The 14,426-nt window shown below is 34.8% G+C and carries 14 protein-coding genes and 2 pseudogenes; 14 read left to right on the top strand and 2 right to left on the bottom strand.

Annotated features, from left to right (window positions below; translation table 11 throughout):
- Window positions 1-81: 81 nt before the first annotated feature.
- Window positions 82-693 (bottom strand): RNA polymerase sigma-70 factor, encoded by a 612-nt coding sequence (locus tag P3L47_RS08490; protein ID WP_122363153.1) that lies wholly within the window; start codon window positions 691-693, stop codon window positions 82-84.
- Window positions 694-943: 250 nt separating this feature from the next.
- Here P3L47_RS08490 and P3L47_RS08485 point away from each other — a divergent pair.
- From P3L47_RS08485 to P3L47_RS08440, 9 genes and pseudogenes are all read left to right on the top strand, one after another.
- Window positions 944-1,558, top strand: a pseudogene (locus tag P3L47_RS08485) (DUF4143 domain-containing protein); the annotation flags it as partial.
- An 849-nt stretch (window positions 1,559-2,407) separates the two neighbouring features.
- Window positions 2,408-3,436, top strand: coding sequence for a BF3164 family lipoprotein (locus P3L47_RS08475; protein WP_277783326.1), 1,029 nt, complete (start codon window positions 2,408-2,410; stop codon window positions 3,434-3,436).
- A gap of 145 nt (window positions 3,437-3,581) precedes the next feature.
- Window positions 3,582-3,827, top strand: a complete 246-nt coding sequence (locus P3L47_RS08470) for an NVEALA domain-containing protein (RefSeq protein ID WP_277783325.1) — start codon at window positions 3,582-3,584, stop codon at window positions 3,825-3,827.
- Between the two features lie 82 nt (window positions 3,828-3,909).
- A complete protein-coding gene (locus P3L47_RS08465; RefSeq protein WP_277783324.1) occupies window positions 3,910-4,551 on the top strand; it encodes a hypothetical protein in 642 nt (213 codons plus the stop codon).
- A gap of 6 nt (window positions 4,552-4,557) precedes the next feature.
- Entirely contained in the window at window positions 4,558-5,619 is a 1,062-nt protein-coding gene (locus P3L47_RS08460; protein ID WP_277783323.1) for a BF3164 family lipoprotein, read from the top strand.
- Between the two features lie 26 nt (window positions 5,620-5,645).
- Window positions 5,646-5,978: pseudogene (locus tag P3L47_RS08455) on the top strand (DUF1573 domain-containing protein); the annotation flags it as partial.
- 191 nt (window positions 5,979-6,169) lie between these two features.
- Window positions 6,170-6,439, top strand: a complete 270-nt coding sequence (locus P3L47_RS08450) for an NVEALA domain-containing protein (RefSeq protein ID WP_277783322.1) — start codon at window positions 6,170-6,172, stop codon at window positions 6,437-6,439.
- 74 nt (window positions 6,440-6,513) lie between these two features.
- Window positions 6,514-7,686, top strand: coding sequence for a 6-bladed beta-propeller (locus tag P3L47_RS08445; protein ID WP_277783321.1), 1,173 nt, complete (start codon window positions 6,514-6,516; stop codon window positions 7,684-7,686).
- 86 nt (window positions 7,687-7,772) lie between these two features.
- Window positions 7,773-8,852 (top strand): hypothetical protein, encoded by a 1,080-nt coding sequence (locus P3L47_RS08440; RefSeq protein WP_277783320.1) that lies wholly within the window; start codon window positions 7,773-7,775, stop codon window positions 8,850-8,852.
- Window positions 8,853-8,962: 110 nt separating this feature from the next.
- Here P3L47_RS08440 and P3L47_RS08435 read toward each other — a convergent pair whose 3' ends face one another.
- Complete coding sequence (locus tag P3L47_RS08435; protein ID WP_277783319.1) at window positions 8,963-10,009, bottom strand: winged helix-turn-helix domain-containing protein; 1,047 nt, start codon at window positions 10,007-10,009, stop codon at window positions 8,963-8,965.
- 130 nt (window positions 10,010-10,139) lie between these two features.
- On the opposite strand from P3L47_RS08435, the gene P3L47_RS08430 reads away from it, so the two are divergent.
- From P3L47_RS08430 to P3L47_RS08410, 5 genes are all read left to right on the top strand, one after another.
- Window positions 10,140-10,361 carry an NVEALA domain-containing protein gene (locus P3L47_RS08430; protein WP_277783318.1) on the top strand — a complete coding sequence of 74 codons (222 nt, stop codon included), beginning with the start codon at window positions 10,140-10,142 and terminating at the stop codon, window positions 10,359-10,361.
- Between the two features lie 3 nt (window positions 10,362-10,364).
- Window positions 10,365-11,420, top strand: a complete 1,056-nt coding sequence (locus P3L47_RS08425) for a BF3164 family lipoprotein (RefSeq protein WP_277783317.1) — start codon at window positions 10,365-10,367, stop codon at window positions 11,418-11,420.
- Between the two features lie 4 nt (window positions 11,421-11,424).
- Complete coding sequence (locus P3L47_RS08420; protein ID WP_277783316.1) at window positions 11,425-12,303, top strand: DUF1573 domain-containing protein; 879 nt, start codon at window positions 11,425-11,427, stop codon at window positions 12,301-12,303.
- A 194-nt stretch (window positions 12,304-12,497) separates the two neighbouring features.
- Window positions 12,498-12,758, top strand: coding sequence for an NVEALA domain-containing protein (locus P3L47_RS08415; protein ID WP_277783315.1), 261 nt, complete (start codon window positions 12,498-12,500; stop codon window positions 12,756-12,758).
- 314 nt (window positions 12,759-13,072) lie between these two features.
- Window positions 13,073-14,092: a hypothetical protein gene (locus P3L47_RS08410; protein WP_277783314.1), complete on the top strand. Its 1,020-nt coding sequence runs from the start codon at window positions 13,073-13,075 to the stop codon at window positions 14,090-14,092.
- Window positions 14,093-14,426 lie beyond the last annotated feature (334 nt).

Raw genomic sequence — 14,426 nt, 5'->3', positions numbered from 1 at the left:
GTAAACTTTCTACAAAAAAAATCTTGTCCCCGTAAGTACTGTATAATACTTTGGGAGCAAGATCTATACCGAATATCATTTTTATTTTAAAATCCAGGCAAGGATCGCAATATATATGTCGAGCGAATATCTATCTTTGAAATAATCGGCAAATTGCTTCAAAGCCTTCGAAATATGTTTTTCCACTGCAGTTGTGGATATTTGTAAAGCTTCGGCTATTTCACGGTTTTTCATCCTTTTGAAACGACTCATGACAAACACTTCACGACAGCGTTCCGGTAAGTTGTTAATAACAGTGTCGACTTCCTGCTGGAGTTCTTTATAGAGCAGGGCATGTTCCGGGTCCAGTCCAAAGTCCCAGCAATAAAGTTCTTCTCTGCCCGGCATTTCCTGCAAATAATCCAAAGGCTGCTGTTCGACCAGTTGTATATGTTTCAGGTAATTCATGCACGCATTGCGCACCATAGCAAACAAGAGGGACGATAAAGAAATAGCTTCGATCAAATGCCGTCTCTCCCAGAATTTCAGAAAACTCTCCTGTATAATATCACGTACGGCTTCCTCGTCATGCAAAAATCGTGAGGCATATCCTCTCAACCGGGGATAATAGCTTTTGAACAGGAACTCGAAAGCTTGATTGTCCCCGTTCTTAATAGCCTGCAACAATAATTTTTCGTCTGTAAATATCCCCATTATACCAAACTCTCCTCGCAACAAAGAAAAGTAAATTTAAATGACTTTACAAATAAATCCCGTTTTTTGTGATAGTATTCCCTGTCTGGAAATGGTAGCTGATGGAATAACCCCCATGGGGCTATCTTAAATATTTGCAGAAATACATAAAGAATCATGGACAAGTTACAAACAAGTTTCGATGCAATGTTACGTTCCATACCTACTACATTCCATCGATATCTCTAATAAATTTCGTCCTTATGCCTATTTCCAATCCTATCTGAAAGAGGGATATTATCCATTTTCCCAGGAAGACCAGTTTTATATACGTTTGCAACAGGTAATAAATAAAACGTTGGAAGTTGATATTCCACAATATTCCGAAATGAGTGTGTCGACAGCACGAAAATTAAAGCAATTGCTCACCATCATAGCCCGTAGTGTGCCGTTCAAGCCTAATATGAGCAGCATTGCAACTATGCTGGGAGTGAGTCGAAACAGTCTGTCCGATTACTTTCTTTATTTAGAAGAGGCCGGATTAATCGCACAATTACGTGATGATACCGGTGGCATCAGGGGACTTGGAAAAGTCGACAAAGTCTATTTGGACAATTCTATTCTCATGTACTGCCTGGGGCAGGAAACAGCAGACATCGGAAACATCCGGGAAACATTTTTCCTCAATCAAATGCGTGTGGAACAAGATGTTATTACCTCCACTATTTCCGACTTTCAAATAGCGGACTACACCTTCGAAGTAGGTGGAAAAAACAAAAAGCAAAAACAGCTGCAAGGTATAAAAAATGGTTTTGTCGTAAAAGATGATATAGAACAAGGCTATATGAATATAATCCCCTTATGGCAATTCGGACTTAATTATTAATAGAACAAAGACTCTGAAGTGTTTAAGCCACCCTGGACTAATAATCTCTATACGATCATCAAAAATAAGTAGCCGCACCGGAGCATTTTTACTTTCACCTTTGCGTTTGACAAATATCAAACGAATAAAACACATATATGCTTTATTCTTTTGATATATGTGTTCTTTTCGTTCGATGGCATCAAATGAAAGACTCTACGTATTAAAAGTTATACAATTCCCTATTCTTCTTGAGAGGTATATGAGGAGAAATAGACAAAAAGAAAGAATAACAAGCTATTCCCATAAAAGATATAAATATTTTACATACATTTGTACTATATGCCTTACTGCTATTAAAGCAGCATTCTATTACTAATTTAAACTATAATGAAACAAATTCTATTTATATTAATTCTAAATCAAGATGAATGAAGAGCTTAATTCAACTATCTGAACTGAAAAATAGTAAGTAAAGATAGGAAATTTACTGATTTATAACAGAACAAAATACTAAGATCATGAAGAAAAATATCTTTGGGGTAGCTCTTATCTCAGCTATGGCAGTTACAGCCGGCTAGAATTTCAACCAGAGCAAAAATGAAACACAACTTTCGGATTTGGCTATGGCTAACGTGGAAGCATTGGCTAGAAGTGAAGCTACTGCTGAATGCGGAAACATGACTCCTGTTATATGTAAAGCAACCTGTTCGCGCTGTGGAAAAGTTTATGAAACTAAAGAAGCCCCAGGCCCTGCTTCAAATGTGAAAGGAAACTGTTCTTGCGGAGGTACACTAAAAGGTAATAATTAATCCAATAAAAAAAGGGTGGGGGATACCAAATTGATACCCCTTCTAAAAAATAAATATCATGAAAATTAATCTATTTCTTATTTTACTATTTATTCAATATTCCTGTGTTACCAAACAAGAAAAAGAGTTGATATTTACGCCTATAAAGAAAGAGATAGTTAGTAATATCTCATCTCAGGTCATTAATTCTTCATTGATGATGATTATGGCTAGAGACATCGATATATACGGAGACTATTTGATCGTTAGAACATTTACAGACAATAAATATTTGCACATTTTAAATAAAAACACTGGAGAAGTTATTACAAATTTAGCAATCAAAGGTAACGGTCCCAATGAAATAACCGATATGGCCGACCAAATTCATATAGATAAAGGAGGTAATCTATATTGGTTTGATTATAATAAGAAAAAACTTTTTGGCACTAGTATCAATTCTATTGCTAATTCTTCTTTTTCCATTAAAACAACAAACTTTGAATCACATTTCACAAATATAGACCTTGCTCTTCCTTTACATAGAGGATATTTATTGTCTTTGGGTGATAAACACTCTGATCAAAACGAGACACAACGTTATGCTGTAGCTGACTCTTTAAATATAAAGTCTATTTATTCAGGATTTCCTGTCATAAAAAATGAGACAAGGCGTCCGGAAGATGTTTATTTAAATTACAGGACTTCACAGCATATCACGCTTTCGCCTGATTTAAGTCGCTTTGTCACAAGCGAAATATATGGAGGCATCCTGGAAATTTTCCATTTGTCCGACTCCATCAAACGTAATTCCATTCATCCTCTTTATGAAGCCAAACCTAATGAATTGCATGGTTTTGTTGATGTATATGCAACGGATTACTTTATTTATGCAATCAAAATAGATAGTAACATGAATGGTAGTAACCCCGAAAACAGATACAATAAAATAATGGTTTTCAATTGGAACGGTGAATATATTAGAACATATCAGACAGACTATAATTTACTTACTCTGTGTGTCGATGAAGAATCAAGACATATATATGCGATAGGACAAGATATTTCATTAAATTCCGAATTACAAGTTTTATCTTTAAAAATATAAAGCAGGAAATAACAATATTTGTTCAGAATAAAGAGAGATACATATTTATGAGACAATTAAATCTGTACATATTATTACTGACAACAATTTTCTTTTCCTGCCACAGCGAACAGAAAAACATATAAACAATTAAAATAATACAAGTATGAAAAAGTTTTTGGGTATTATAGCTATCGCAGCCGTAGTAACTACAGCTGGCTGGAATTTTAGCCAAAGTCAAAATGAAGTGGATTTGTCAGATCTAGCATTAGCTAATGTAGAAGCTTTAGCACTAGGTGAAGGAGCATTTGATTGTATTCCGCATTGTACCGCTAGTTCTATTTCTGACTGCCTTGTATACACCAATGGATCTCTTAGTAAAATATGTTTTTATTTTAGAGCTCGTATATAAAACATTAACATTGTAGGGCAAAATATGTGTCTCAGTAATATTATTTTTTGATACATTTTGTCCTACATTATAATTTATAAAAATGAAAGATACATTAATTATTATAACCATATTGATTACTTCATTTTCACAATCAATCTTGTCACAGAATTATGTAGACTCGATAAGCTTTTTCAAAAAAAGTGGCAATAAGGTTTTTACATCTAAAACTGTTTCAAAAAGCGAGACAGCCTCCTATTTACCTTCACCTCAACTCAAAATAAATAAAATAAAAAGTAACAAATTTACTTCTGAAACAACAGTTTCAATATATATGGAAGAATACATAGACAATGAAAAAATTGAAAATGACGACAATTTACTAGAAAGATCTACTTATTCAAGTAATGACTATTTTTCTGCAGAAATAATAGCAGACACAGCTAATTGTGAGAAATTAACAATCTATACAATGCTACCAAGTTTAGTTCGTTTCAGGTATAGAAATGTGAATAAAGATCACAAATTTAAAAGCATACCTTTCAATCATAAAATACTCAACAATAGCAAAAACACTCCAATAATATTTTTATACGAGGATGATATTAATAACAATATGGAAAAGATAATGCGTAAATACACAAAAAATGATTCGTTATTTATTCAATTCGATCATTCAAAAAAACCTTTTTCTGAAATAAAAAGATACATCACTATTATTTATACTACAACATCAAAAAAATAGAAAAAGATGAACAAATATATATTTATACAATACATCATTATTATAACAAGTGTATTTTCTGCATGCAATTCAAGTAAAGAATATGAACACTCACAATCTTTCACCCTCCAAAGTTTTAAACAAACAAAGACATTGGAAGGGAGACCTGTTGTATTTGAAGAACCTGTAAAGAGACCTGTACATATATATACGATAGATTCATTTTTAGTATTAATCAATATGCGAACTAATTTATTTATAGACAGATATAACTTAAATACTCTTGAAAAAACCGGAGAATATATTTCTTTTGGAAATGGGCCAGATGAAATGATTGCTCCTAAACATGTAATTGTTCAAGACTCTGATGTCTGTATTTTAGATAGAGGAAAACAAAAGCTTGCTATATATAACAAATTTGATTTTTGCCACAATCAATCACCTGTATTAAAAAAAACAATTAATTTCAAGGATTTCGTCAGTAACATACAACTCTTAAAAAACGGTACAATAGTTACAACTATACATTCCCCAGAACACCAAAGATTGTCATTCTTTAATCTAAATGGAGAATTCATTGAAACTAAAGGGGAATACCCCATTATTAAAAATCACGAGTTAAACACCATTCAAAAAATGGCAGGATATGAATGTAGTATAGTAGCAAATGAAGAGAAGGATAAAATATTCGTTGCATATAATTATACCGATTTAATAGAAATTTATGATATGAAAGGAAATCTTATTACCCGTAAACAAGGTCCTGAAGGATTCTTTCCTTCAATCATAATTCACAACAATGGCAATGAACAAACTATAGGCTTTGAGAAGGGGAAGTCTAAAGACGGTTACTTTTCTCCAATTGCATATAAAAATGAAATCTATGTTTTATATTCAGGAAAAATATACGATCCTGACAATTATGACTTTAACAATGATTTTCTATTTGTTTTTGATTGGGATGGAAATCCAATCCGCATTTACAATTTAGATACTCCCATTTTTTCATTTACCATTGATCCTAAAACTGATAGACTATATGGTATAACTAATGAGCCTGAATATCATATTGTAATGATGCAACTATAGTCAGTCGTTCTTAAACATCTTGTCTAGACAACCCAAACAAAAATATACCCAAAACAACTGCCGAAGCCACAAAGACGGATATCAACTTCGGAACTTTTGATAAGTCAGAAACAAAAGAAACAAGCATCGAAATTAAAAACAGTGGAGATAACCCTCTCGTGATAGTAGACGTAAGTACAACCTGTGGATGTACAGCTGCAGCGTATGATAAACGCCCTGCGAAACCTGGAGAAAGCCTCCGAGTAGGGATTAAGATGACACCGAAAGATACAGGTTTCTTCGATGAAGTCATAACGATCAAATATAACAGTATGAACAATCAACCTGTCAAAGTAAAGATAAAGGGGAATGTTCGGTGATCGGACGAAAGGGAGTTTGCTGCATCCCGACAAGAATGTACAAGCAAACTCCCGGAGACCCCGAAAAGGAGGTGTATGATGGTAATATAACCGACAAACAGAATGGGTAACTCCATTCGACTACCTAATCTGAATAGAGTAGGCAAAGATAGAAAATAAATAGAATTTAAACTTAATAAGATACTAAGATCATGAATAAAAAGATCTTTGGGGCAGCTCTTATCGCTGCTATGGCTCTTACAGCCGGCTGGAATTTCAACCAGAGCAAAAATAAAGTGGATTTGTCAGATTTAGCATTAGCGAATGCGGAAGCTCTTGCTAGAGGAGAATCCGACGAATGGTATAGTGGATACGAAAAAGGGGAAAAAACAATTAATGGTATAACAATAGATTGTTGTGTACCATCCTCTTCTTCCAATGCATGTAATTATGGGATAATAGGCTACATTCAGATTAAATAAGATTCACTTCCAAGACAAAAATCTCTTTGTTTTATATAAACAAAGAGATTTTTCATGATAAAAAACAATTAAATATGAAGACAAATATTCTTTTTATTTTGGGTATGCTACTTTTATTTTCAGGATGTAAAAATGAAAATAACACTTCAAATTCTGTCCAAAATACACCTATTATAATTCCTATTGAAAAACAGAATGCACAACCCATATCTCTTACTGACTATGTAGATTCTGTTAAGTATATACCATTAGACACTAAGGATGAGAATTTAATAAACCATTTAACAAAAGTTTTTTTCGTAGATGATAAGATTCTGGTTGTTGATGGTGAAGAGATGCGAATTTTATTCTTCGACAAAAGCGGAGAATACTTGTATAAAATAGATAAGCAAGGAAAGGGACCGGAAGAGTATACAGTGTTACATACCGTAATGGTAGATGAAGAAAAAAGGATTATTGTATATGACTCTATGGGACATAAACTTGTTTACTATTCTATTGATGGGAAATTTCTGAAAGCTACTACAGAAATTTCAAATAATGCTTTAATTAGAAATATCATCAATCTCCCCAATGGTAATTTCTTATGCTATACTTACAATTTAACTTCTGAACAAGTAGGAGAGCAAGCTTCCGGCTTGTGGGAAATTGACTCAAATGGTGTATTCGTCCGTAGTTATTTTGCTTATGAAACATTATATCCAATTGTACATAATTATGACAATTCAAATCTTCAGGCAAATGCGAAAGAATCTATAAGCATATTGGATATAGTTAATCAGAAGATATTTCATTTGCATGAAGGAAAACTCACTGAGTATTTATCCTTCAAAATAGATAATGATAGACGTAAAGAGTATGCAGGTAAGACATACACCGAGAAAAAAGATTACAATATATGCATTAATTTTCAAGAAAAAGGGAATCGTATTTTTACCGGATGGAAAAATACAGAAGAGGGTTTTCATACTATTTTTTCTAAACAGAATAATGAATCTATATTAATTTCAAAAAAAACATTTTGGGATGGTAAAGGTAAAATTCCTTTTGGCCGAAAATTGTTTATTGATAATAATTCCTCAGACATATTACTTACATCTTTTTCAGGGACTGATATTTTGGAGATTCTTGAAAAAGAAAACTTGCAGCAACAATATAGGAAGCAAATAGAAAAAATAATTGCAGGAAAAAATGAAACAGAAATCTTGGAAATGAATCCGGTCTTATTGTTGCTATACATAAAATAAGTAAAAAGGAGAAACAAACAGGAAGGACACGTTCAAAGCACAAAAGAAGCCTGCCTATTCTCTTAAAGTCAAAGATATTATTAATCATGCGAAAAATATTCATATCAAGAATCACCCTGCTATTAGCCACTTTCCTAATAGCCTGCGCCTCTCCGGACAAACAATGTCTGGAGCAAGCCTTGACATTTGCAGGAGAAAACCGAGAGGAGCTAGAAAAAGTACTCTCACATTATACCGATGATTCATTAAAACTAGCAGCCGCCCGATTCCTGATTATGAATATGCCGGGACATGCAGGATACAGCCCTGCCATTATCCCAATCCTACAGCCGGTATACGACAAACATATGGCCATATCCGAGAAATATAACTGGAAGCGGCCGGATGGATGGAGAAGTGAGATCAAAAATCTATGGAATGAGGAAAGTCTGAAAATCAACTTTAATAAATATCCAGACAAGCCAGATATACAAACTATCAAGGCCGACTGGCTGATCAAAGAAATTGATTTGGCTTTCAAGGCATGGAAAGAGAATGCTTATTCTAAAGATGCTCCGTTTGAGGTGTTCTGCAAGCATATATTGCCCTATCGCTTCAGCGACAAGTTTTGTCCGGACAATAACCGCGAAATTTTTTACAATCGCCATCATGGGATATTCAGTCATGCAGGAAAAGATTTCAGGGTGATTACGGATTCCCTACATTTTACATATGATTCAATCATGAACAGCGTCGGTTATGCCGCCTCCATGCCTATATGCAACATAGCCAGCTATGAACGGATAAAAAGGGCTACTTGCGACATACAGACACAATTCAACGCACACATGATGTCCGCACTCGGAATGCCCGTCACGATTGATTTTGTCCCCATGTGGGGAAACCCTGGTTTATCTGGAAATCGGTCTATCCGCATACCGGTAAAATCCGGTGGGCATAGCTCCTCATTCCAGGTATGGCAAAATAAATGCAAGAGAAGTTTTTTATGGTATACAATATATTTATTGCAAATTTTACAGAAACAGGCAAAAAAAGCAAACAGAAGTCTGAATAATTTCGTGGAAAGCACTTTGATGGACGCGATGTATACCGAGCCGAATGTGGAAGCGATTGCAGCTATAAAAGAAGCACGCACGGCAAGAATAAAGAAACGTTTGACAGCGTAGAAAGCTTAATGGAGGAGCTGAGTAAGTGAAAAAAATCCCCCTAAGGAGTATAGGCCGCATTTATTGAAGGGTGAATATAAAGACTGCATGGAGTACCATGTTCGGTGGTGTCAGGGGACAATTAAAACGATTTTCAGATCATTTTCTGCTGTAATCTGATAACCGCTCCCCCGTACGGTATCAATGTTCAGACAAGAAATATCTTTCAAGTCTTTTCGCAAACGATTCACAAGTTGTTCCAGATTCTTTTTATCTGTATTCTCTTCTTCTACCCAAAGTTTTTTTAGTAAAAACTCATATGATTGAAAATAACCTTTACCCTGTGACAACTGATAAAACAAGCCGAATACTTTCGGAGTGAGTTGGATTTCCTTATCATCAAACACCACAACATTTTTCTTCTCATCTAAAGTAATAACATGACCAATTGATTGTTCATTGAGTGTTGAGGTTGGTTGCGTATCCTTATCTATCGATTTCACATCCTTCTGTTCAATTAGTTTATCTGGCACATTTTTTTTTCTTCTTTTCCATAGAACTAAAGACAATACTCCTCCCAATACCACAAACAGCAAAGAAAGAACAATGTAATAAACACTTCCCCACAACCAATTTTCCAACCAACTTCCCTTCACATACCCAACCAAGAAAAGAGTTCCTTGAAAATTAATTTTACATGGCAGCCGTAAATACGAATGTAGAGATTCTTCATTTGCCCGACTATACAAACTATTTTGCCCCGTCGTTTCATTGCGAAACAACACGGCTGTTTCAAAAAGAAAGCCGTTCTCTTCCAAACGCATTCGGAAAAGGCTGTCTAACTTCTCTATTATTACAGGATTTTTTATCGACAAGTAACTTTGATCGGCAATAAAATTCTTTTCTTCGGTATTCAAAGATTCAGACCCCTTCTTTCTTATCTGCAAAGTCTGCCTTTCTGTCTTTATTTTAACATCAGAAAGGGTATCGGAAGAAAATTTATGTATCTTAATTGCATTGACTTCTCTCATTCTATTCTCACAATCTTCCTGCAAAGCTTGTTTCCAAATTTCAGCCATCTTACTTTGAGAAATACAAGAATATCCATACCCTCCAACTATGACTATAAGTAAAATCGCCCAAATCCCAATTAACCAATACAACAAACGATTTTTCATTTTCGTGATTTTTTTCTGTCAAAAATAAGAAAAATGCCTTATATAAGGAAAATATAAGAAGAATATAAGAGAAATATAGGAGTTTATCCTAAAAAGCCTCCCTATATTTGCCGCAACAAAAAAAACGAATATGAAAAACAGATTAAAATTAGTAGGATTTTTTCTTTGCCTGGTTGCTGGCATTTATTTTTGGAACAATCAAAAGAACGAATTGTCTTCTTTAGCTTTAGAAAATATCGAAGCATTAGCTGCCGGTGAAGGTGGGAATGGAGTCATTTGTTATGGTTATGGTTCTGTTGACTGTTACGGAGATTGGGTAGAAATGAAAATCGAAGGCTTAAAACTTGAGTAATTCATGAAATATCTCCTTTACATATTAATAGGTATTAGCAGCCTGGTTGCCTGTACGAGTTCCCCGGATTCGCACTTTCCAAGATACTCGGACTTTCCCAAAACCAAGGCACTCAGTGCACAGGTTATTAACCTGGATACTATCCTGTTCCGTTATCCGCTCCGGGTAACGGTCAGGGATAGTATCGCAGTAGTCATGGATCTGCATAATGCGGATCACTATTTGCATGCCTTTACCTATCCGGAGTGGAAGCACATTGCCTCATTCGGCAAACGTGGCCAAGCTCCGGGGGAGATACTTTTAGTAGCAAACATCCAATTCAACTCTTCGGACTCTTTGTGGGCGCTCGACGCTAACAAAATGGAGATTTCGCGTTGGAGAATATCTCCTTCTACCCATTCAGCGGAACGGGTAGAGGAGATTAAATTAGACAAGAAACTGGTCCGTTCGCTGGACTTTCGTGCGATGAAATCGGGCTTTTTTATTCCCGACTACCTCGGGGAGTATCGTTTTTGGGAAGTAGACAACAGTGGCAAACCCACCCAAAGCACCGGAGAAATACCCTGCGAAACTATTAACGAAGAAACTTCACGCCCTGCCTTAGCACAGGCTTGGCGAAGTTTCATAGACTACAACCCCAACAACGGGATTCTGGCATTAGCTACCCAATTGGGAGAAGTTCTCGAAATCTATAATTTAAAAGACAATACGCATAAAGTATTGTACGGTCCCGGTGGAGAACCGGTATTTCAAACAGCCCAGGATGGTTCAGGCGTTCCAACCGGCATTATGGGATTCAGCGATGTAAAAATAACAGACCGATACATTTACGCCGTATTTCAAGGCATCCGATTCAAAGACAAACTTGCCGCCTACCAGCGCGGCGAAAAACCGGAAGATGGCGGACGTTTTATTTACGTCTTCGACCTGGAGGGAAATCCGGTACAAAAATATACCCTCGACCATGCCATTTACGGTATCGATATTAATGAAGAGACAAAAACAATCGTCGCTACAGAGGTGAAGAGCGATGATCCGATTATAGAATTTAAAATGTAAATAAATGAAAACGATTTTACTATACATAGTATTAATAGCTGCATTCTTTTCTTGCAATAGTGAGCAGAAAGAGAAAGAACAGCAGATTGCCCAATTGGTGAACGAATGGCAAGGGAAACAAATTGTCTTTCCAGAGAACGCCATCTTTACCCGTTACCTGACTGATACGACCGACTTCCAAATTCCACAATCGGACTACAAGATAATAATTTATGTTGATTCTACCGGGTGTACAAGTTGCAAACTGAAACCAGCCAAGTGGAAAGAATTAATTCAACACTTCGATTCAGTTACACAAGAGGAAATTCCTTTCTTGTTCTTTTTTCATCCAAAAGACATAGAAAAGCTGCATAATACGCTAATAATCGAAAATTTTGATTATCCGGTTTGTATCGACTTGAATGACCAATTAAACAAATTAAACCTCTTTCCGACAGATATAGCATTTCATACATTCTTGCTGGATAAAAACAATAAGGTAATTGTTTTAGGAAATCCGATTGCTAACCCTGCAATAAAAGACTTATATCTAAAACAAATCACAGGAAAAGAAAACCCGAATAAAGACATACCGAAAACTAGAGCCGAAGCCAGTCAAACGGATATTGATTTCGGCACATTCAACAAATCTGAAGTTAAAGAAATAACCATAGAGGTTAAAAACACAGGAAACAATCCCCTCGTGATTGTGGACATAAATACCACTTGCGGCTGCACAGCAGCCACGTATGACAAACGGCCTGCAAAACCCGGAGAATCCCTCCAAGTGGGAATCAAGATGACACCAAAGGATACAGGTTTCTTCGATGAAGTCGTAACAATCAAGTACAATAGTACGAACAATCAACCTGTTAAAATGAAAATCAAAGGGAATGCGAAATAAAGAAGAGAGTCTGCCTGACAGCCTGAGAAACTTAACGGCAAACTCCCTGACCATTCCCTCTTAATAAAGAAAGGAGGTATATCAAAATCAAGTAAGATTAAATTAGGACTAGGGAACAGGCACCCTGTTCGACCCAATTAAAGTTGGTAAAGATAGATTATTGCCTATATGAAAACAATAAAGACGTAAGAAAAATGAATAAAAAAATTTGGGGAGCAGCTCTTATCGCTACTATGGCTATTGCAGCCGGCTGGAATTACCAGCAGAACAAACAATGTGTCGAACTCTCTGACTTGGCGTCGGCTAATGTGGAAGCATTGGCTAGCGGAGAAGGAACTAATCCCGGTGACCCTTGTTACACTGGATCTTATAATAGTTCTTTACCTGAAGCCACAAAATGTGATCAGCCTTGCAAAAAACAAAGATGTGGTGGAGATACTGATAAATGTTACTAATTAATTTGTAACAAACACAAAAACTGAATAAATATTTTTTGTGTTTGTCACAATAAATATCAAAGTAACTATTCAGCGAATAATTGTATCTAAGGGGAAGTTTTTTTGTAAAACGACTCCCCCCAAAAGTATGTCACGCGAAGAATAAGTATACAAATAGATAGTATAGCCATTTGTTTTTCACAGTTCTTTCTATTTTCAATTACACAAATATTTGATTTATAGGCGTGTCTATTCGCTGAGTAGTTACATATCAAATGTAAAAAAATATTTTTTTACATTTATTTTAAATCTTATAAAGATATTCGTAAACTATGAAATATGCATATTACATATTCTTATTACTGATATTTATATCATGTAATAAAAAAGATAGGTTTTCTTATCTTGACTTATCTGAATCACTGACTCTTGATTCAGCTGAAGTAATTTACACATTTGAAGATAAATATCCAGTCAGTTTAAAAGCTAAGGATTCTTTAATATTTGTTATACAAGTTCAATCAGATACATGTGTTTCTATTATCAACATAAATACAAAAAATATAGTAACATCTATAGGTCAAGTAGGGTACGGTTCAGAAGACCTTTTATCCCCAAACTTCATTTTATCTACTGACAATCATGAAATTTTACTTGAAGATGGTAACTTAAAAAAAATAGCACACATAAACATTAAGCGCGATAGTATAAGATTATCTAAATATATAGAATATCCAGAGGATATTTTTATTAGTAGCGAGCTCAATATATCAAATAATTTTATAGTTGGAAGAAAAGTAGATGCCATCGAAGGTAAAATGTTTTTTATTTACAATAGAAACGAAAAAACAATTATTGAAAAAAATTGTTTTCCTGAATTATCAACACCTGTTTCAGACTATAATTATACCTTTGCACCAGTACTAGCTCTTAACGAAAAACAAAACAGAGTAATTGCCGGAATGTATTTTTTTGATATGTTTCATGTATATGATTTAGAAGGAAATCGTATTAACACTTTTTGTTTTTCAAAGAATAACATACCAAATGTAAATCCAAACACACGAAGTCTTGATCTTAGAAACGGATATTCAGGGATTATTCGCACATATCCAACAAAAAATTATTGTTATCTCCTAAGATATGAACAAAATCCTAATCCTTTAAAAAATCGAAAACATTTAATAAAAATCAATTGGAATGGAGATTTAATAAAATCTTACTATTTTACAGATGATGTCTCAGGACAATTTTATATAGACGAAAAATCAAATAAAATCTATATTATACGAAATCATATGAATCCTAAAGGTGAAGATTTTTTTGATATTGTTTCTTATTCAATCAAATGAGCAATCTTATATTCAAATTCATGCCTGGTGACAATGGCATGAACTCGCAGGATTCGCGCTATTAGGGAATGCCGCGAAAAAATATATCGTAGGGAAACCTTGGATTATCTGGAAATCAGTTGCCCCGTATACTAGCAGATTTCAGTGGAAACGATTTTTGAAAGGGATACATAAATTGGTGAAATACTTGTGTTTCTATGATTTTAGATCCGGACAATGGGCTAACTTCTAGCACGTGGGGGAAGAAGAGGAAACAGCCCGGGAAAATTTATGTATGCTTTACCCTGGAGTCAGATTTGATATTGGTAAATATTTGTGATTCACATATAACAAT

Origin of the sequence: Parabacteroides chongii (assembly GCF_029581355.1) — a bacterium.
GTDB classification, from domain to species: Bacteria; Bacteroidota; Bacteroidia; order Bacteroidales; family Tannerellaceae; genus Parabacteroides; species Parabacteroides chongii.
This window is presented reverse-complemented; position numbering and strand designations above follow the sequence as displayed.